Origin of the sequence: Mycobacterium sp. E2497 (assembly GCF_001668695.1) — a bacterium.
Taxonomy (GTDB): Bacteria; Actinomycetota; Actinomycetes; order Mycobacteriales; family Mycobacteriaceae; genus Mycobacterium.
This window is the reverse complement of the sequence record NZ_LZKD01000034.1, coordinates 21030-39095: the sequence shown is the minus strand read 5'-3', so window position 1 is coordinate 39095 and position 18066 is coordinate 21030. Positions and strand designations below refer to the sequence as shown.

Annotated in this window: 17 protein-coding genes; 14 read left to right on the top strand and 3 right to left on the bottom strand. The window is 66.4% G+C overall.

Going from position 1 to position 18066, the window contains the following annotated elements:
- Positions 1–582: MinD/ParA family protein (locus tag A5713_RS02815; protein ID WP_197516277.1), on the top strand; the 582-nt coding region annotated here is incomplete at its 5' end.
- On the opposite strand, the gene sigI is transcribed toward A5713_RS02815, so the two are convergent.
- On the bottom strand, positions 579–1457 hold the full coding sequence (gene sigI / locus A5713_RS02810) for an RNA polymerase sigma factor SigI (protein ID WP_068092282.1): 879 nt from the start codon (positions 1455–1457) through the stop codon (positions 579–581). The two genes, A5713_RS02815 and sigI, sit on opposite strands and share 4 nt — an antisense overlap.
- A 110-nt stretch (positions 1458–1567) precedes the next feature.
- Here sigI and A5713_RS02805 point away from each other — a divergent pair, with 110 nt between their 5' ends.
- Together A5713_RS02805 and A5713_RS02800 are read left to right on the top strand one after the other, a co-directional pair.
- On the top strand, positions 1568–2410 hold the full coding sequence (locus tag A5713_RS02805) for an NAD(P)H-binding protein (protein WP_068092279.1): 843 nt from the start codon (positions 1568–1570) through the stop codon (positions 2408–2410).
- A gap of 14 nt (positions 2411–2424) precedes the next feature.
- Entirely contained in the window at positions 2425–2865 is a 441-nt protein-coding gene (locus tag A5713_RS02800) for a nitroreductase/quinone reductase family protein (protein ID WP_067917034.1), read from the top strand.
- 96 nt (positions 2866–2961) lie between these two features.
- On the opposite strand, the gene A5713_RS02795 is transcribed toward A5713_RS02800, so the two are convergent.
- On the bottom strand, positions 2962–3243 hold the full coding sequence (locus A5713_RS02795; protein ID WP_067917026.1) for a WhiB family transcriptional regulator: 282 nt from the start codon (positions 3241–3243) through the stop codon (positions 2962–2964).
- 254 nt (positions 3244–3497) lie between these two features.
- On the bottom strand, positions 3498–3785 hold the full coding sequence (locus A5713_RS27215) for a WhiB family transcriptional regulator (protein ID WP_082972736.1): 288 nt from the start codon (positions 3783–3785) through the stop codon (positions 3498–3500).
- Positions 3786–4311: 526 nt separating this feature from the next.
- On the opposite strand from A5713_RS27215, the gene A5713_RS02790 reads away from it, so the two are divergent.
- The 11 genes from A5713_RS02790 to A5713_RS02740 all read left to right on the top strand — a co-directional run bounded on the left by A5713_RS02790 (position 4312) and on the right by A5713_RS02740 (position 18023).
- On the top strand, positions 4312–5115 hold the full coding sequence (locus A5713_RS02790) for a transcriptional regulator (protein ID WP_369804357.1): 804 nt from the start codon (positions 4312–4314) through the stop codon (positions 5113–5115).
- Positions 5116–5831: 716 nt separating this feature from the next.
- Positions 5832–7085, top strand: a complete 1254-nt coding sequence (locus tag A5713_RS02785) for an EspA/EspE family type VII secretion system effector (RefSeq protein ID WP_068092274.1) — start codon at positions 5832–5834, stop codon at positions 7083–7085.
- A gap of 63 nt (positions 7086–7148) precedes the next feature.
- The gene (locus tag A5713_RS02780; RefSeq protein WP_068092271.1) at positions 7149–7463 is read left to right on the top strand and encodes an ESX-1 secretion-associated protein; all 315 of its coding nucleotides are present in this window, start codon (positions 7149–7151) and stop codon (positions 7461–7463) included.
- A gap of 2 nt (positions 7464–7465) precedes the next feature.
- Positions 7466–8314, top strand: a complete 849-nt coding sequence (locus tag A5713_RS02775) for an ESX secretion-associated protein EspG (RefSeq protein ID WP_067917017.1) — start codon at positions 7466–7468, stop codon at positions 8312–8314.
- A gap of 46 nt (positions 8315–8360) precedes the next feature.
- Entirely contained in the window at positions 8361–8972 is a 612-nt protein-coding gene (locus tag A5713_RS02770) for a hypothetical protein (RefSeq protein ID WP_067917015.1), read from the top strand.
- The gene (gene eccA / locus A5713_RS02765; RefSeq protein WP_067917013.1) at positions 8969–10690 is read left to right on the top strand and encodes a type VII secretion AAA-ATPase EccA; all 1722 of its coding nucleotides are present in this window, start codon (positions 8969–8971) and stop codon (positions 10688–10690) included. The genes A5713_RS02770 and eccA overlap by 4 nt, the downstream gene beginning before the upstream one ends.
- 3 nt (positions 10691–10693) lie before the next feature.
- Positions 10694–12145: a type VII secretion protein EccB gene (gene eccB / locus A5713_RS02760; protein ID WP_067917011.1), complete on the top strand. Its 1452-nt coding sequence runs from the start codon at positions 10694–10696 to the stop codon at positions 12143–12145.
- Positions 12142–14385, top strand: a complete 2244-nt coding sequence (eccCa, locus tag A5713_RS02755) for a type VII secretion protein EccCa (protein WP_068092269.1) — start codon at positions 12142–12144, stop codon at positions 14383–14385. Before eccB ends, eccCa begins: the two co-directional genes overlap by 4 nt.
- Positions 14382–16151, top strand: coding sequence for a type VII secretion protein EccCb (gene eccCb, locus A5713_RS02750; RefSeq protein WP_068092268.1), 1770 nt, complete (start codon positions 14382–14384; stop codon positions 16149–16151). The genes eccCa and eccCb overlap by 4 nt, the downstream gene beginning before the upstream one ends.
- 250 nt (positions 16152–16401) lie before the next feature.
- Complete coding sequence (locus A5713_RS02745; protein WP_068092265.1) at positions 16402–17631, top strand: PPE family protein; 1230 nt, start codon at positions 16402–16404, stop codon at positions 17629–17631.
- An 89-nt stretch (positions 17632–17720) separates the two neighbouring features.
- On the top strand, positions 17721–18023 hold the full coding sequence (locus tag A5713_RS02740; RefSeq protein WP_067917004.1) for a WXG100 family type VII secretion target: 303 nt from the start codon (positions 17721–17723) through the stop codon (positions 18021–18023).
- Positions 18024–18066: the final 43 nt, after the last annotated feature.

Sequence of the window (18066 nt, the reverse complement as noted above, 5' to 3'; positions counted from 1 at the left end):
ACCGCGGACAAGAACCTGCAGTCCTTCAGCGACATGGTTGCCCGGGTGGGCCGCAATTCCGCCGGGCTGCACGTGCTCGGCGGCGAGCCGGCGTCCGGTCCGCGCCGGGTGCTCGACCCCGCGATCTACCGGGAGGCCGCGTTGCGCCTGGACCGCCATTTCGCGATCTCGGTGATCGACTGCGGCTCGACCATGGACGCGCCGGTCACCCAGGAGGTGCTGCGCGACTTGGACGCGCTGATCGTGGTGTCCTCGCCGTGGGCGGACGGCGCGAACGCCGCCGCCAGGACCATGGAGTGGCTAGCCGACCAGGGCTTCGACAGCCTGCTGGAGAACAGCATCGTCGTGCTCAACGATTCGGACGGCCACGCCGACAAGCGCACCCGAGCGTTGCTGGCGCGCGAGTTCATCGATCACGGCCGGCCGGTGATCGAAGTGCCCTTCGACCCGCACCTACGGCCCGGCGGCGTCATCGACGTGAGCCACGAGATGGCCGCGGCGACCCGGCGGAAGTTTCTCGAGGTCACCGCGACGATCGCGGAGTACTTCGCGGCTCGCGCCGAGGACCGACGGACGGGCTAGGCCCGCTCGGCAACCTGACCCGCCCGTGCCGACGGGTCGGCGATGGCCTCGATCTTGACCACACGGGACTCGCGGACGGTGAGCACGATGACGGCGAACAGGCGGCGGCCGCTGAAGGCCAACAGGGCCGGCCCCCCGGCGGGGCCGCTGACCAGTGTCACGTCCGGCCACAGGTAGCGCAGCAGGTTGGTGGCCACCGCCTGCGGACCGTGGTTGATCTGTGGCGGCGGCGCCGGGTCGGCCAGGATCGTGCCCACGCCCCACACCGTCGGATCCAGCACGGCGGCCAGCCCGGCGAGGTCACCATTGGCGCACGCGGTGATGAATTTGTCGGTGACGAGCTGATGCTCGGCGGACGCGATCGCGTTGGTTTTGGGTTGCGCGGCAAGGAATTTGGCCCGCGCGCGCCGTGCCAGCTGACGGCAGGTGCCGACCGGGCGGCCCACCGTTTCCGAGATCGAGTCGAAGGGGACGCCGAACACGTCGTGCAACACGAAGGCGACCCGTTCCGCGGGGCTGAGCCTGCGCAAGACCTCCAGCAAAGCGGAGCGGATCTCGTCGTCGAGGGTGATCCGGTCCGCCGGGTCACAGCGGTGCGGCGCGGGCAGCTCTTGGACCTCGCCCGGACGTTCGTAACGCGCGCGGGCCGAACGCACCTGGTCGAGGCAGAGCCGACTTGCGACCACCGTCAGCCAGCCCCGGACGTCCTCGACCTCGCCGACCTCGGTCCGTGAGAGGCGCAGAAAGGTTTCCTGCACAACGTCTTCCGCGTCACCGACGTCCCCAAGCATCTGGTAGGCGAGGTTGACCAGATACGGGCGGTGACGACGCCAGGCCTCGGCGACCTGGTCGTCCGCTGACTGCGACTGGTTCATGACTCTTCGACGATCTGCTGCGGCAAAAAGTTACGGGTTCTCGCGGGTAACTTTTCCACCTTTCGCCCCGTCCTTGGAGCAGCACAGAAAATTCCGAAAGGAGCCATGCCATGACCATCGTGGTAACCGGGGCGACCGGCAACGTAGGGCGCCCTCTCGTCGCCGCGCTCGCCGGCGCGGGAGCGTCGGTGCGGGCGGTGACCCGCACGCCGGAGACCGCCGGGCTTGCGCCCGGCGTCGAACTCGCACGCTCGGCGGCCGAGGCGCTGCCGGGCGCGTCGGCGGTGTTCCTCAACTCCCGTGCGCTGGGCGCCGACTTGGAAGCAGTGGTGTCCCAGTGCGTGCGCGCCGGCGTCACCAAACTGGTGGCGCTCTCGGCGATCAACGCCGACGACAACTTCGCCCGCCAGCCGTCCCGCTTCCGAGGGGACCGCAACAGGGAGGTCGAACAGCTCGCCGTCGACTCCGGCGTGGCGTGGGTGAGCCTGCGGCCCACCGTCTTCGCGACGAACTTCGCCGGCATGTGGTCAGCGCAGATCCGCGCGGGCGATGTGGTTTTCGGGCCATACGCCGCGGCATCGACGGCACCGATCGTCGAGACCGACATCGCGGAGGTCGCGGCGCGGGCGTTGCTCACCGATGAGCTTGTCGGCCAGCGGATCCCGCTGACCGGTCCCCAGGCGTTCACCAACGTGGAGCTCGTCGAGGTCATCGGCGCCGTGCTGGGTCGCCCGCTGCAATATCGGGAGATTCCTACCAGCGCGGTGCGCGAGCGGTTCCTCGCGTTGGGCTTCACCGCGGGCTTCGCCGATGCCTACATCGCCATGCTGGCCGCGACGCTCGATGCACCGGCACTCATCACCCACGACGTGGAGAAGCTCCTCGGGCGCCCGGCGCGGCCGTTCGCCCAGTGGGTCGCCGAGCACCGAGCCGTCTTCGCCGTCGCGAAATGAATAAGGAGAACGACATGTCACAACCGCGTCCGCCGCGCTACCTCAAACCCATGAACAAGGTGATGATGGCCGTCCAACGGCTCGGGATTCCCACCGGTCCGGCGATGGTGTTGACGGTGCCCGGCCGCAAGTCGGGCCGGCCCCGCAGCACCCCGATGACGCCGTTCGAATTCGAGGGCGACATGTACGTAGTGGCGGGCTATCCCGGCGCCGACTGGGCGGCGAACGCCCGGGCGGCGGGCACCGGCGTTCTCAGCCGCGGCCTGCGGTCACAGGAAGTCCGGATCGTCGAACTCTCCGCCGGAGAAGCCCGGCCGGTGCTGCGGGAATTCCCCGCCAAAGTCCCCGTCGGAGTGGCGTTCGCCAAACGGTCCGGGATGGTGCGTGATGGAACGGCCGACGAATTCGAAGCACTGGCGGGACGGCTCGCCGTCTTCCGCTTCGAGCCGGCTTGACGGCCGCCTGCTCGGTCGCCCCAAAGAGAAAGCGCCGCAGCGGTTTCGGCGACCACCGGTCGCCGAAGGTTCACAATCGGCGGCCATGGGCCGGGCCTAGGCCGACTTCGCGGTCTCGCGCACCGGATATCCGTTGCGCTCGGCCAGGGACCGAAGTTGGCGCAACGCGAACGCGCGTGGGCGGCCGCCTTCGGGGATCACCACTCCGGCCCACAAGCCTTCCGCGCCGGCCGACTCCACGGCATCCCGCGCGCACATCCAGCGGCGCGGGCAGGCCCGGCACAGGGCGATCGCCTCGGCGTCGGGGGCGGTGGTCCAGCGGTCGGGATCCTGCGTGCAGGCGCCGAGCGGGATGTTGTACGAAACTGCTGCGGTCATGTCGCGCGCCCTTCTGGCATAGCGGGGTCCTGCATTACACTCACCAAACTATAGCGCTAACCGTTTCAATGCAACAGTTTTCTGTCCGCAACTGAAGTGATCCCTCACAGATGGCGCTTCGGTATGTCGCTGCCGCCGAAGCCGCGAGTGTCGGCGAGTCGCCCACGCGACGGCCGATACGGGTGCGTGAACTGGGTCTTCAGCTGACGGTGGGCACGTGGAGCCGCGCCGGGCCAACCGTAGCGGGCGCGCCGTTACGCCGACCTCGTCGAAGCGCTGTGTTCGCGCACCGGATACCCGTGCAGCTCGGCAAGCGAGCGCAGCTGGCGCAACGCGAAGGTCCGGGCCCGCCCCCCTTCGGGAATCACTACACCGGCCCACAAGCCCTCGGCCCCAGGCAGCTCACACGCCTCCCGGGCGCACGCCCACCGGCGTGGACACCTTCGGCAGAGCGCTTTGGCCTCGGCGTCAGGCGTCGTCGTCCAACGCTCAGGATCCTGCGTGCACGCCCCCTGCCAAAAGCCGTGCTCGGGCGCGGTCATTCTCCCGTCCCGGCACGAGTCATCGCGGCAGTGCCCGCCGTGCAACACAGGCCGCAGCGCACGAAGCGCTGCAACGCCACAGTTAAGCCTCCGAACACGTGACTCCTGCGCGACCTACCTTATTTGATACATGCGTAGTTAAGCACTCGAAAGCGGCAACCGCATGACCGGTAAGTAAAAATGTCGGAGAGGTCGAACCCGCGCGGCCGGCTGCAGATATCCCACCCTCGGCCGTCGCGTGCGGCGGCTGTCGTTGCGCGCCCAACCGTAGCGTGGGCCGGCTTCTCGGAGATCCGCCCGCGGACCATTTCACAGTTCTGACGGCCGAGAAACGTAGCATCTGCGATAGGAATGCCGGGGTGCAACGGTTAGAATCGGCAGGACGGAGAGTCCGCCGCGCTGTTCTCAAGCGAGGAATCACCGGGGATGCAGGCGGCTCGGCGCCGGGCGACAGTCCGTCGGCTCGGCGAGCAGGGAAACGATCGTGCGGAGTTCGCCGGTCCAGCGGGGGGAATGTCGAATCGATATGACTGGGCCATCGGAGACACTGGGGCGACAAGGCCTCGGCGAGTCGAATGAGCGCCACACCGGCTCCCAGACCAGCGATATGGACCCGGGCCTGGTTCGTGCCGGGGCCGCCGCCGCCGCCCGCCGCCGCGAACTCGACATCAGCCAGCGCAGCCTGGCGGCCGACGGAATCATCAACGCGGGCGCTCTCATCGCTTTCGAGAAGGGACGCAGCTGGCCCCGCGAGCGGACCCGCGCGAAGCTCGAGGAAGTGTTGCAGTGGCCCACGGGAACGATCGCGCGAATCCGCCAGGAGGGCACCATGCCCGCGGCAGCCCCTCGGCAGGACAGCGTTCCCGATGGGCGGTCGGCCGCCGGCCCCGGACCCGAGAGCGCGGAGTCGCTCATCGCGCAGGCGGTCGTCGCCGCCGTCGACGGCTGCAGCCTGGCCATCGCCGCGTTGCCGGCGGTCCACGATCCGGAGTTCATCGAGCGGGTCGAGCCCATCCTGTTCGATCTGCGTCAGCTGGAGACGATCGCGGTCCGGGCGGCCCGCATCAGCACGATGACCCCTGAACTGATCAAGGCGCTCGCCCGGGTTCGCCGGCATTACGACGAACTCATGACACTCGCCGCCGGCGCCGCGGATGCGCCATTGGCCCCGCGCCTCTACGCGATGCGGCGGCAGGCCAACCTGTCCGCCCAGGAGACAGCACAGGCGGCCGGCGTGCGCGAGGAGGATGTTGTCCGCGCCGAAGCGGGCGACCCATTAACCGACGACGCCGCCGCAGCGCTGGAAAGGTTGATCGGCGAAATTCATTAAGGCCGGACGCGCCCTTTATTTCGCCGCGACTTTGCGGCGCTTCGCAGCCCTCATGATCGCCCGCCATGTGGCGCGTCCAACCCGCGTCGCTGAGGCCGGGAATACCCGATGCGACAGAGTCGGCCCGGGCGTCGGACCACACGCAGCCGTAGGCCGTGTCTGGCCGTGGCTCGTTGCTTCCGGGGCAACCGCACGAAACGGAGCGGCGTGCGAGCGGACGCACTTGCGACGCGGACGCAGGAACGGGCCATCGCCTCTCTTGTGCCAGGTCGATTCGCATGCCAAGTGGTCGCCGTGCTGGGACCGTCAAACCCGTTCGGGTAAACCAATCCGACTGGGGCTCAGGCCATCTCGCGATCGCACTGCGCGGTCCTCCGGCAGCCAGCGAAGGCCCGATTACGACCGCCAGGCAAGTGCCGCAAGGAACCGCGGATACGTGGTGTCCGATACGGTCGGGCGTTCGTCGCCCAGATCCGCTGCGGCCGTGGGACTGGCCTGATCCAATCGTTCACCGCCCGGCAACCGTGCCGCAATCTTCGCCGCGGACCGCACCAGCCGACCGCTTCGAAACCGCTGGCTTATTACAAAATTCGTGCATCGAGGGGGGTTGGTGCGCTGTTACGCTCGACTCACCGTGCGCACGACCAGCATGGGAGCAACCAGCGTGAAGGGAAATCGACGTGGCTTGGCTTGCAGGTGGAAGTTCTCTGGCGACCGTGGTGCAACGACTTCAAGGCGCGGGCGGGGCCGCCTACAGCGGAGACTGGGTCAGCGCGGCAGCGGGCGGCGCCGCCGCCGCGGGCAAGGCTGTCGAATACTTCGCCAAGACGAAAACCGGACTCAAGGACGCGTTGGATAAAGTCGGGAAAAAGGTGCTGCCGACGCCGACGGCGATTATCGACGGCGCTATGTTGGCGATCTTCCTCGTGGACTTACTTAATGGGCTCTCGTCCCCGGACACGGGATCCGCATTCAGCACCGCCAAAGACAAGTACGAGAACGTCAAGCTCAATCTGGAAGCGGCCAATCCGGACGAACTGCGCTGGACCGGTGAGGCAGCCGACGCCTATAAGGCCATGAACGACACGCTGAGATCACTTGTGCAGCAGATGGAAGAACTGGACAAGCAGATGAAGAACCTGGTGGCCGATCAGGCCGGCAAGGTCAAGCAGGCGCACATGTGCGTAACGGTATCGACCCTGGTACTTACCGCGTGCCTCGGCGTTGCGATGGCCCTGTACCTGATCCCCATCACCGGCCCGGAAATATCGTGCGCGTTCCAGATCGTGGCCGCCTTCGGGGCATGCGCATCGGTCTTCGCGTTCGAGATGTTCACGCTGTCCAATTCGATGTCGATTTCCCACTCGGTCGACGCGCTGTCCATCAGCTATGGCGAGCTCGCCGGCAGGGCGCAAACCGAGATGGCAGGCACGTTCGGCGAGATCAAGGGCGAGGTGGCGGCGAAGACCGCGTCCCAGCTTTCCAGCTTCACGGCCGTTTCCGACGGGCTGTCGGCCTTCGCCGCCGCCCCGACGATCCAATCGTTGGCCAACACCAGCTTGGGCCGCGAGTCCGCTTCGCCGGCGCAACGCGTTTTGCTGGACGCCGCCAGTGAAGCTCACGCGACAAGCTCGACTGACGCGGCGGCGCAGGCTCCGAGTCAAACGGCGCCGGCGGCACCGGCGTTCGCGCCACCCAGCCCCGCGCAGACGGCGCAGATGGCCCAAGCCTCGTCGGCGTTGTCCCAGCCGGTGAACCAGGTAAGCCAGACGGTAAGCCAGACAGTGGGACAGGCACAGCAGCTCGCGGCCTCCGCAAGAGGCCAAGGGGCGGCCGGCGACGCACCCGCCGCGAAGGCCGCCGACGAGGCCGGCGCCGCCTCGGGCGCAGCCGGTGCCGAACGAGCTCCCGTAGAAGTCGCGGAGGCCGGTGCCGAGGCTGGGGCCGACAGGCCCGGCCGCGTCCTGTGATGTCCGTGACGCATCAAAACCAATGCAAGCCAACGCCATAGCGATAGAACAGGAGAAACATCAATGGCCGCATTGAATGTCACACCGGACTACTTGGAGACGCTGGCGGGCAAGCAGGATGCAGCGAAGGGCGTCGCGGGGGAGGCAGCCGGTGCAACCTCCAATCTCACCGTCGCGGTGTGGGTGACCCACGGTGTTATCAGCGGATGCTCCAACGGTGCGTTCAGCAGCGCCGAAGGTGCGCGCCGCACAGCCGGGCAAAACCTTTCGGCCGCCGCCAACGAACTCGCCGCGAAACTGCGCGGCGCCAAAGCGGCGTACAAGGGCGTCGACAGCGAGTTGAGCGGCAACCTCAAAAGCCAAATGCTCGACAACTAATCATGTCCGGTCCCCTCACTGGCGGTCGCGCCGGCCTCGTCGATGACGTCGTCGGCGTGGAGGTGACCATCGACGGGATGTTGGTCATCGCCGACCGGTTACACCTGGTCGATTTCCCTACCGCGCTTGGGATCCGGCAAAACATCCCACAAGAGGACCTGCGCAACCTGGTCTGGAGCCAGGTGCAGCATGACCTCACCGCGCAGGGGGTGCTCGATCAAAACGGTGAGCCTCACCCGACAGTGGCGGCGATGGTCGACACCCTCAGCAGGCCCGACCGGACGCTGGAGGGCCGATGGTGGCGGCGCGATGTCGGCGGTGTCATGGTGCGATTCGCGGTGTGCCGCAAGGACGAACGTCACGTCATCGCGGCGCGAGACGGCGACCTGTTGGTGCTGCAGCTGGTGGCTCCTCAGGTGGGCCTGGCGGGCATGGTGACCACGGTGCTGGGCACTGCCGAACCCGCCAATGTCGAACCGCTGACGGGCCTCGCCGACGAACTCGCCAAATGCACCACCGCGGCGCAGTTGACCGCACACGGCCTCGAGGCACCGTCGGCCCGTATCTACGCCGAGATCATCACCAACCCGAGCAGCTGGGTGGAAATCACCGCCGGCCAACGCCACCCAGGCGGCACGTCTACGCAGACCGACGTGGCCGCCGGTGTCCTCGACTCGGCATTGGGCCGGCTGGTGTCGCTGCCCCGTCGCGTCGGCGGCGAGCTGTACGGAAGTTTCCTTCCCGGCACGCAGGAGAATCTGCAGCGCGCCTTGGAGGCGCTGCTCGAGTTCCTCCCCGCGGGCAGCTGGTTCGATCACGTCGGAGCCGCCGAAGCCTCGTACCGGGGTTGATTCTGCCGTTATCTATTCAGTACGGAAACCAGAAAGAAGAACCTTCATGCCCCAGCACGACGACCATGATGACCTCTCCGCCCTCGACTTCTCCGCGCACCATTCCGACTCCGACGATCACGGCCTACATCACTCCGATGCCCTGGATTTTTCCTTCACCGAAGACGGCTTCGAGGAAACGCCCGCCGACGCGTTCGATGAGTACGCACCCACAGAACCCGATGACAGCGAAACGGAGCTGGCGGCCATCGCCTCGGTGACCGAGGCCGAGGACGAAGAAGAAGACGAAGAAGAAGGTCTTGCGCTCTTCACGGTGACCAATCCCCCCGATACGGTGTCGGTGTCGGCGCTCATCGACGGGAGGACGCAGCGGGTCACCCTGTCGCCGAAGGTGACCAACATGACCGAATCGGAACTCGCAGAAGAGGTTCTCGTCCTTGCAGACCTGGCCCGGCAAAAAGGGCTTGCAGGCCAACGCACGTTCTTGCAGGAAGATCAAACCGTGACGGAAAGCCTCGACCAGCTCGGGATAGCCGACACCGACGTCATCCGAGAGTTCATGGACGCGGTGTATCCGTTGCCGACGGCCGAGCAGGCCGATATGGCACAGGCAGAGGTCTTCGCCGCCCGATACACGAATGACGAAACCGACAAATGAGCGCACAGCTGGCCGGCCTGTTCGAGAGTGCGGTCGGCATGCTGCCCATCTCGGAGGCACGGGCGCTGGACCTGTTCACCGAGATCACCAATTACGACGAGTCGGCCTGCGACGCGTGGATCGGCCGCATCCGTTGCGGTGACACCGATCGGGTGACACTGTTCCGCGCCTGGTATTCCCGCACGAACTTCGGACAACTGGCCGGGGCCGCCCAGATATCGATGAACGCCGTCAACGCCCGGATCGCGATCGGTGGCCTATACGGCGACATCACTTACCCGGTCAACTCGCCGCTGGCGATCACCCTGGGTTTCGCGGTAAGTGAAGCGGCCCAAGGCAATTACGCCGACGCCATGGAGGCCTTGGAGGCAAGTCCAGCGACCGGCGCCGAGCACCTGCTGTCCTGGGTCAAGGCGGTGGTCTACGGCGAGGCGCAACGTTGGACGGAAGTGATCGAAGAGGTCCGCGGCGCCGGCAAATGGCCGGACGCGTTCCTGGCGGCCGCGGCCGGCGTCGCGCACGGGGTCGCCGCGGCGAACCTCGGTCTGTTTACCGAAGCCGAGCGCCGGCTCACGGAGGCTAACGCGTCGCCTGCCGGCGAGGCATGTGCGCGCGCCATCGCCTGGTATCTGGCGATGACGCGCCGCGGACAGGGAAACGAAGAGGCCGCGGTGGCGCTGCTGGAGTGGCTGCAGACCACCCACCCGGAGCCTAAAGTCACTGCCGCCCTCAAGGATCCGTCGTATCGGTTGAAAACCACCAGCGCCGAACAGATCGCCGCGCGCACCGACCCCTGGGACGCGTCCACTGTCGTAGCCGACACCTCGGGACGGGAGAAGCTGCTCGCCGAGGCGGAAGCCGAGCTGGAGCGGCAGATCGGGCTCAGCCGCGTCAAGGACCAAGTCGAGCGGTACCGCGCCGCCACGCAGATGGCGCGGGTTCGGGCCGCCCGTGGCATGAAGGTGGCACAGCCGAGCAAGCACATGATCTTCACCGGACCGCCCGGTACGGGCAAGACGACGATCGCGCGGGTGGTGGCCAACATCCTGGCGGGGCTGGGCGTCATCCCGGAACCGAAACTCGTCGAGACGGCACGGAAAGATTTCGTCGCCGAATACGAAGGGCAGTCGGCGGTGAAGACCACCAAGACCATCGATCGCGCCCTGGGCGGCGTCCTGTTCATCGACGAGGCCTATGCCCTCGTACAGGAACGGGATGGACGGACGGACCCGTTCGGCCAGGAGGCGCTGGACACCCTCCTGGCCCGGATGGAGAACGACCGGGACCGACTGGCGGTGATCATCGCCGGTTACAGCTCCGATATCGACCGGCTACTGGAGACGAACGAGGGGTTGCGGTCCCGGTTCGCCACCCGTATCGAATTCGACTCCTACTCCCCGGAGGAGATCCTGGAAATCGCGAAAGTCATTGCGGCCGGGAACGACTCCGCCCTGAGCGCGGAAGCCGAGGACAACCTGCTGGCGGCGGCCAAGCTGCTCAGTCAGCGGACGGTACGCGGCAAGCCTGCGCTCGACATTGCCGGCAACGGCCGCTACGCGCGACAGCTCGTGGAGGCGGGGGAACAATACCGTGACATCCGCCTGACCCGGGCGGTCGATTTCGAGAGCCTCGACGAGGATCGCCTAAGGGAGATCAACGGCGAGGACATGGCCGAGGCGATCGAGGCCGTGCACGGACGCCTCAACCTCGTCGAGTGACGTATGGCGAGTTTCCGGCTCACGACCAAGGTGCAAGTCAGTGGCTGGCGCTTTTTGCTCCGGCGTCTAGAACACGCGATCGTCCGGCGCGACACCCGCATGTTCGACGACCCGTTGCAGTTCTACAGCCGGTCGGTGTCGCTCGGCGTCGTCGTTTCGGTGTTGATCGTGGTCGGTGCGTTGGCGATGGCCTACTTCAAACCGCAGGGCAAACTGGGTAACGGCAACCTGTTCGTGGACCGCGGGACGAACCAGCTTTACCTCAAGGTCGGAAGCGAACTCCATCCCGTCTACAACCTGACCTCGGCGCGGCTGGTGCTGGGCAACCCGGCCGAACCCGCGACGGTCAAGTCCGCCGAGCTGAACCGCCTGCCGAAGGGCCAGTCCATCGGGATCCCCGGCGCCCCCTATGCCACCCCCGTGTCGTCAGATTCCTCCTCGGCCTGGACGTTGTGCGATACCGTCGTGCGGGCCGAAAGTGCCAATCCCACAGTGCAAACCGGAATCATCGCGATGCCGGTGGTAATCGAGCATCCCGCGATCGACCCGATCCTGCCCAGCGAGGCGCTGTTGGCGTCGTATCAAGGCAAGGACTGGGTCATCACCGCCAAGGGCCGGCACGCCACCAACCTCAGCGACCGCCCCATGACGTTCGCGGTGGGCATCCGCGGCACCGCCAAGCCCAGCCCCCTCTCCACCGCTATGTTCAACGCGCTGCCCGATGCCGGCTCCTGGCAGTTACCTCCCGTCCCCAACGCGGGTGCCCCGAACACCCTGGGCCTGCCCGATGAGCTGGTGATCGGTTCGGTGCTACAGCTGCACACGACCCTCGGCCTGAGATACTTCGTCGTGATGCAGGACGGGGTCGCGCCCGTGAATGCCAACACGGCGGCTGCGTTGCGCGCGAATCAATCGTACGGGCTGGTGGTTCCTCCGTCGCTGCCTCCGAACCTGATCGTCAACATCCCCGAGTTGGTGTACAACTCGCCCTTGCCCGACGAGCCGATCAAGATCGTCTCGCGGCCGGACGACCCCACGCTGTGCTGGATGTGGGAACGCAAGCCCGGTGAGCAGGCGCCGAGAACCGCGGTGTTGACCGGCCGCCATCTGCCCATACCCGCGTCAGCGATGACCACCGGGATCAAGCAGATTCAAGGCTCCGCAACGGTTTACATAGATGGCGGGAAATTCGTGCAGCTACAGTCACCGGATCCTCGGTACGGTGAGTCTTTGTATTACGTTGACCCACAAGGGGTTCGCTACGGCGTGCCCGATCAGCAGACCGCGTCGTCGCTCGGCCTCCCGTCGCCCAAGACCGCTCCGTGGGAAATCGTTCGCCTGCTCGTGGACGGGCCGGTGCTCTCGAAAGACGCGGCTCTGCTGGAGCACGACACGCTGCCGACTGACCCCAGCCCCCGCAAATTGCCCGGCGCAGCCCCAGGAGCGGCCTCATGACGACCAAGAAGTTCACCCCTACGGTCGCCCGCGGTCCTCGGCTGACGCCCGGCGAAATCAGCCTCACCCCACCGGAAGACCTCGGCGTCGACATCCCGCCGTCGGGCATTCAAAAAGCGCTTCCGTACGTCATGGGCGTCTGCATGCTCGGCATGATCGCGATCATGGTGCTCACCGGCACCCGGGCGCTCTCGCCGTACATGCTGATGATGCCGCTGATGATGATCATGATGTCGTTGAGCATGGTGGCCGGCGGTGGCGGCGGTGGCGGGAAAAAGGTGCCCGAAATCAATGCCGACCGGAAGGAATACCTTCGGTACCTGGCGGGACTGCGTCGCAGGGTGACCTCTTCGGCGAGTGCGCAAGTGGCGTTCTTCAGCTTCCACGCACCCCATCCAGACGATCTGCTGTCCATCGTCGGTACGCCGCGTCAGTGGTCACGCCCGGCCAACGCCGACTTCTACGCCGCCACGCGGATCGGAATCGGCGACCAGCCGGCTGTGGACCGGCTCATGAAGCCGTCCGCCGGAGGCGAGCTGGCCGGCCCCACCGCGGCGCCGCAGCCATACCTCGAACCGGTTGCCAACATGTGGGCGGTCAAGTTCTTGCGCACCCATGGCCTGATCCACGACTGCCCGAAACTCGTGCAGTTGCGCACCTTTCCGACGATCGCCGTGGGCGGCGATCCGGGGGGGTCGGCTGCCTTGCTGGCGGCGATGGTGTGCCATCTCGCCGTCTTTCATCCCCCGGACCTGTTGCAACTGCGGGTGCTCACCGAGGAACCCGACGATCCGGACTGGTCGTGGCTGAAATGGCTACCGCACCTTCAGCATCCGACCGACACCGACAGCGCCGGCCCGGCAAGGATGATCTACACCCGACCCGACGGGCTGTCCGATCTCGCTGCGCGTGGCCCACACTCACCCGATGCGCTGCCCGGCGGCCCGTACGTCGTCGTGGTGGACCTGACCGGCGGGAAGGCCGGCTTCCCGCCGGACGGCAGGGCCGGCGTCACGGTCATCACTTTGGGCAACCACCGTGGTTCGAACTACCGCATCCGGGTGGCCGACGACGGCACCGCGGACGACCGCCTGCCCAGCCAGTCGTTCCGCCAGGTGACGGCGCGCACCGACGGCCTGTCCCCGCGGCAAGCCGCCCGCATCGCGCGCAAGCTGGCCGGTTGGTCCATCACCGGCACCATCATCGACAAGAAGAACATTGGCACCCAGAAGAAGGTCGCCACGGAGTGGCATCAACTGGTGGGAGCCCACAGCGTCGAGGAGGTGACGCCCGCGCGCTGGCGGATGTACACCGACAAGGACCGCGATCGCCTCAAGATCCCGTTCGGTCACGAGCTCAAGACCGGCAACATCATGTACCTCGACATCAAAGAGGGCGCCGAATTCGGCGGCGGACCGCACGGCATGCTCATCGGGACGACCGGGTCGGGGAAGTCGGAATTCCTTCGCACGCTGATCCTGTCCCTCGTGGCGATGCACCATCCGGATCAGGTCAACCTCCTGCTCACCGACTTCAAAGGCGGGTCGACGTTCCTGGGCATGGAGAAGCTTCCGCACACCGCCGCGGTGATTACCAACATGGCCGAGGAAGCCGAGCTCGTGAGCCGGATGGGTGAGGTGCTGACCGGGGAACTCGACCGGCGCCAGTCGCTGCTGCGACAGGCCGGCATACAGGTGGGTGCGACCGGTGCGCTGTCCGGTGTGGCCGAATATGAGAAGTATCGCGAACGCGGTGCCGATTTAGCCCCGTTACCAACGCTTTTCGTCGTCGTCGACGAGTTCGCCGAGTTGTTGCAGAGCCACCCCGACTTCATCAATCTCTTCGACCGGATCTGCCGCGTGGGCCGCTCGTTGCGCGTGCACCTGTTGCTGGCCACCCAGTCACTGCAAACCGGAGGGGCCCGCATCGACAAGCTCGAGCCCAACCTCACATACCGCATCGCGTTGCGCACCACCAGCTCTCACGAGTCAAAGATGGTGATCGGCACCCCGGAGGCGCAGTACATCACCAATAAAGAGAGTGGCGTCGGCTTTCTGCGGGTGGGTATGGAGGATCCGGTCAAGTTCAGCACCCTCTACACCGGCGCTCCCTACATTCCGCCGAAACGGGACGAGCCTGACGGCGACGGCAACGGGGCCAGCCCGCAGGCCGGATCCAAGAACCTGCGGATTCACCAATTCACCGCCGCGCCCGTCCTCGACGAGGTGATGACGTCGTGACAGTCGAACCCAAGGTACGGGCGCTCAGCGAAGTGGTGCTGGACCAACTCAGCACTACGGAGTCGCGGGCGTACAAGATGTGGCTGCCGCCCCTGAAGGATCCGACGCCGCTCAACGAGCTTGTCGCGCAGGATGACCAGCGCCACACGTTGCGCTTCCCCCTGGGCATCATGGACGAGCCGCGCCGGCACCTGCAGGGCGTGTGGGGCGTCGACGTCTCTGGAGCCGGCGGCAACATCGCCATCGGCGGCGCGCCGCAGACGGGAAAGTCGACCCTGCTGCAAACCATGGTCATGTCGGCCGCCGCCACCCACACGCCGCGGCAGGTTCAGTTCTATTGCATCGACCTCGGGGGCGGCGGCCTGATCTATCTGGACGACCTCCCCCATGTCGGCGGGGTGGCGACCCGGTCGGAGCCCGACAGGGTCATGCGGGTGGTGGCGGAGGTGCAGGCCGTTTTGCGCCAACGCGAGGCCACCTTCAAGGAACACCGGGTGGGCTCCATCGCGATGTACCGGCAGCTGCGCGAAGACCCTAACCAGCCCGTCGCGGACGACCCGTTCGGCGACGTTTTCTTGGTCATCGACGGGTGGCCGGCTTTCGTCGCCGAATTCCCCGACCTCGAAGCTCCAGTCCAGGAGTTGGCTTCACAGGGCTTGTCGTTCGGCGTCCACACCGTGATCACCACACCGCGATGGACGGAGTTGAAGTCACGCGTCCGCGACTATCTGGGGACCAAGATCGAGTTCCGGCTCGGCGACGTCAATGACACCCAGATCGACCGCACGGTGCGCGAGATCCCAGCGAATCGACCGGGCCGCGCGATGTCGGTGGAAAAGCACCACCTGATGATCGGCGTGCCGAGGTTGGACGGCGTGCACAGCGCGGACAACCTGGTCGAGGCGATGACGGCGGCCGTGAACGAGATTGCTTCCCATCACACCGACGTGGCGCCCCGCGTCCGGGTGTTGCCGGAGCGGATCTACCTTCACGAACTCGACCCGAACCCTCCCGGTCCGGAGTCTGATTACCGCACGCGCTGGACGATTCCGATCGGCTTGCGCGAAGCGGACCTGTCGGTGGCCTACGCCAACATGTACACGACCCCGCACCTGTTGATCTTCGGTGCGGCCAAGTCAGGCAAGACACGGACGGCGCACGCAATCGCACGGGCCATCTGCGCGCGCAACAGTCCACAACAAGTGCGGTTCATGTTGGCCGACTACCGCTCCGGGCTGCTGGACGCGGTACCGGACAGCCATCTGCTTGACGCGGGGGCGATCAACCGCAACAGCACCACGCTCGACGAGGCCATCAAAGCGTTGGCGACCAACCTGAAGAAGCGGTTACCGCCGGCCGATCTCACCACCGCCCAGCTGCGGGCACGCTCGTGGTGGACCGGATTCGACGTGGTTCTCTTGGTCGACGACTGGCACATGATCGTGGCCGCCGCCGGCGGCATGCCCCCGATGGGACCGCTGGCGCCGTTATTGCCCGCAGCCACAGATATCGGGCTGCACATCATTGTCACTTGCCAAATGAGCTACGCATACAAATCGACTATGGACAAGTTCGTCGGCGCAGCTTACGGCGCCGGGTCCCCGACCTTGTTCCTCTCGGGCGACAAGCAGGATTTCCCGTCGCGGGAAATTCAGGTCAAACGCCGCCCCCCGGGGCAAGCATTCTTGGTCGCTCCAGACGGGAAAGAGGTCATCCAGGCGGTCTACATCGATCCGCCAGAAGAAGTGCATCCACCAGCACCATAGGGCGGTTAGGATTATCCCGTCGCCTGCTAAAGAAGCCGTGAACCAAAGGGCGACAACCGAATCGGGGCGCCTAGCACCTGTTGCTTGTCGCCATGAGCCGAATTGGTATGCGTTCACATGGATTTTTGTTTGTGTTCACTTGATTTAGGGATGGCGCGAACCCGAATGCAAAGCGGAATGAATTAGCGACCCCAAAGTCAACCAGAAGATAACCGCAAACGACACTTCGTAAACAAGGAGACCGGTAGACATGTTGTGGCACGCAATGCCACCGGAGCTGAACACCGCTCGGTTGATGGCCGGAGCGGGTCCAGCGCCGATGCTGCAGGCCGCCGCGGGGTGGGAAGCGCTGGGAGCCGCGTTGGAGGCTCAGGCCGTGGAATTGGGCGCCGCCCTGGTAGCCCTCAAAGCCGCCTGGACGGGGTCCGGCAGCGAGCGTGCGATCGCCGCGGCCACACCGATGGTTGCCTGGCTGAACACAGCGGCCGAGCACGCCCAGCAACGGGGGATGCGGGCAATGGCCCAGGCCGCGTCCTACACGAAGGCGTTGGCGATGACGCCTTCGCTGCCCGAGATTGCGACCAACCACATCACACATGGCGTGCTGACGGCCACCAACTTCCTCGGCATCAACATGGTGCCGATCGGTTTGAACGAGACCGACTACTTCGTCCGCATGTGGAATCAGGCCGCCGTCTCTATGGACGTCTACCTCGCCGAAACGATGGCGAACACCACATTCGAGCCGCTTCCCCCCGTGAAACCCATCGTGCAACCCGGGGTGGGCGAGGTCGTGGCGGCCCAGGCGTTGGCCCGGCTCTCGAGCACGGCGGCCGACGAGGCTGCAGGGACGCTGCGCGCCCTCGCCGAGGAAGTAGCGGAGGACATTCCGTCCGACACCCCGGACGTCCCCACTCCAGATGTCCCTACGCCGGACGCGACCGTTCCGCCCGCACAACAAGTTCCGCAGTACACGGGACAACTGGGGCAACTGGGTGGGCCGATGCAGCAGCTCATGCAGCCGTTGCAACAGATGACGTCACTGGCCGGCCAGACCGGCGGAATGGGCGGTCCCGGCGGCAATCTGCCGGGCGCGGGCGGGGCCGCTGACCGCGCACCCGGCCAGGTCGGCCTGCTCGGTGCCAGTCCCCTGTCGAGTCACCCCTTGGCCGGTGGCTCGGGCCCCAAAGCGGGGCTGGGTCTGATGCATTCGGAAGCGCTGCCCGGAGCGGGCGGTACCTCGGCCCGCACGTCGCTGATGAGCCAATTGATCGACAAGCCCACGGCGGGGGCGATGGCGCCCGCCGCGGCAGGAGCGGGCGCCGGGTCCTCGGCGATGGGCGGCACGGCCCCGATGGGCGCGATGGGCCACGGCGCGCAAGCCGGATCCGGGAGCACTCGACCCAGCCTGGCGGCCCCCGCGACGCTGACCGCCGAACACCACGACGACGACGGTGACGACCACGACGACGACTGGTGACGGCACCGTACGAAACAGACTTCCCGGCCGCCCGGGCCGGAAGACTTGCCATCAATTGGTGAGGAAGAGCAACACAGAAAGTAGCGAACATGGCAGAGATGAGAACCGACGCCGCTACCCTCAGCGCGGAGGCCAGCAACTTTGACCGAATCTCGAGCGAGCTCCAGCAGGTCATCGGACAGGTGGAGTCGACCGGCGGCGAGTTGGCCGGCCACTGGCGCGGTCAGGCCGGCGCGGCGGCCCAGCAGGCGTTGGCACGCTTCCACGAAGCCGGCCAGGCGCAGATCAAGGCACTGAGCGACATTTCGCAGAACATCCACGGTGCCGGCATCGAGTACTCCAAGGCCGACGACGAGCAGGCCAGCTCGCTGTCGTCACAAATGAACTTCTGACCCTGACAACCCCTCACCGAATAGACAGAACGGAGCAAACAAC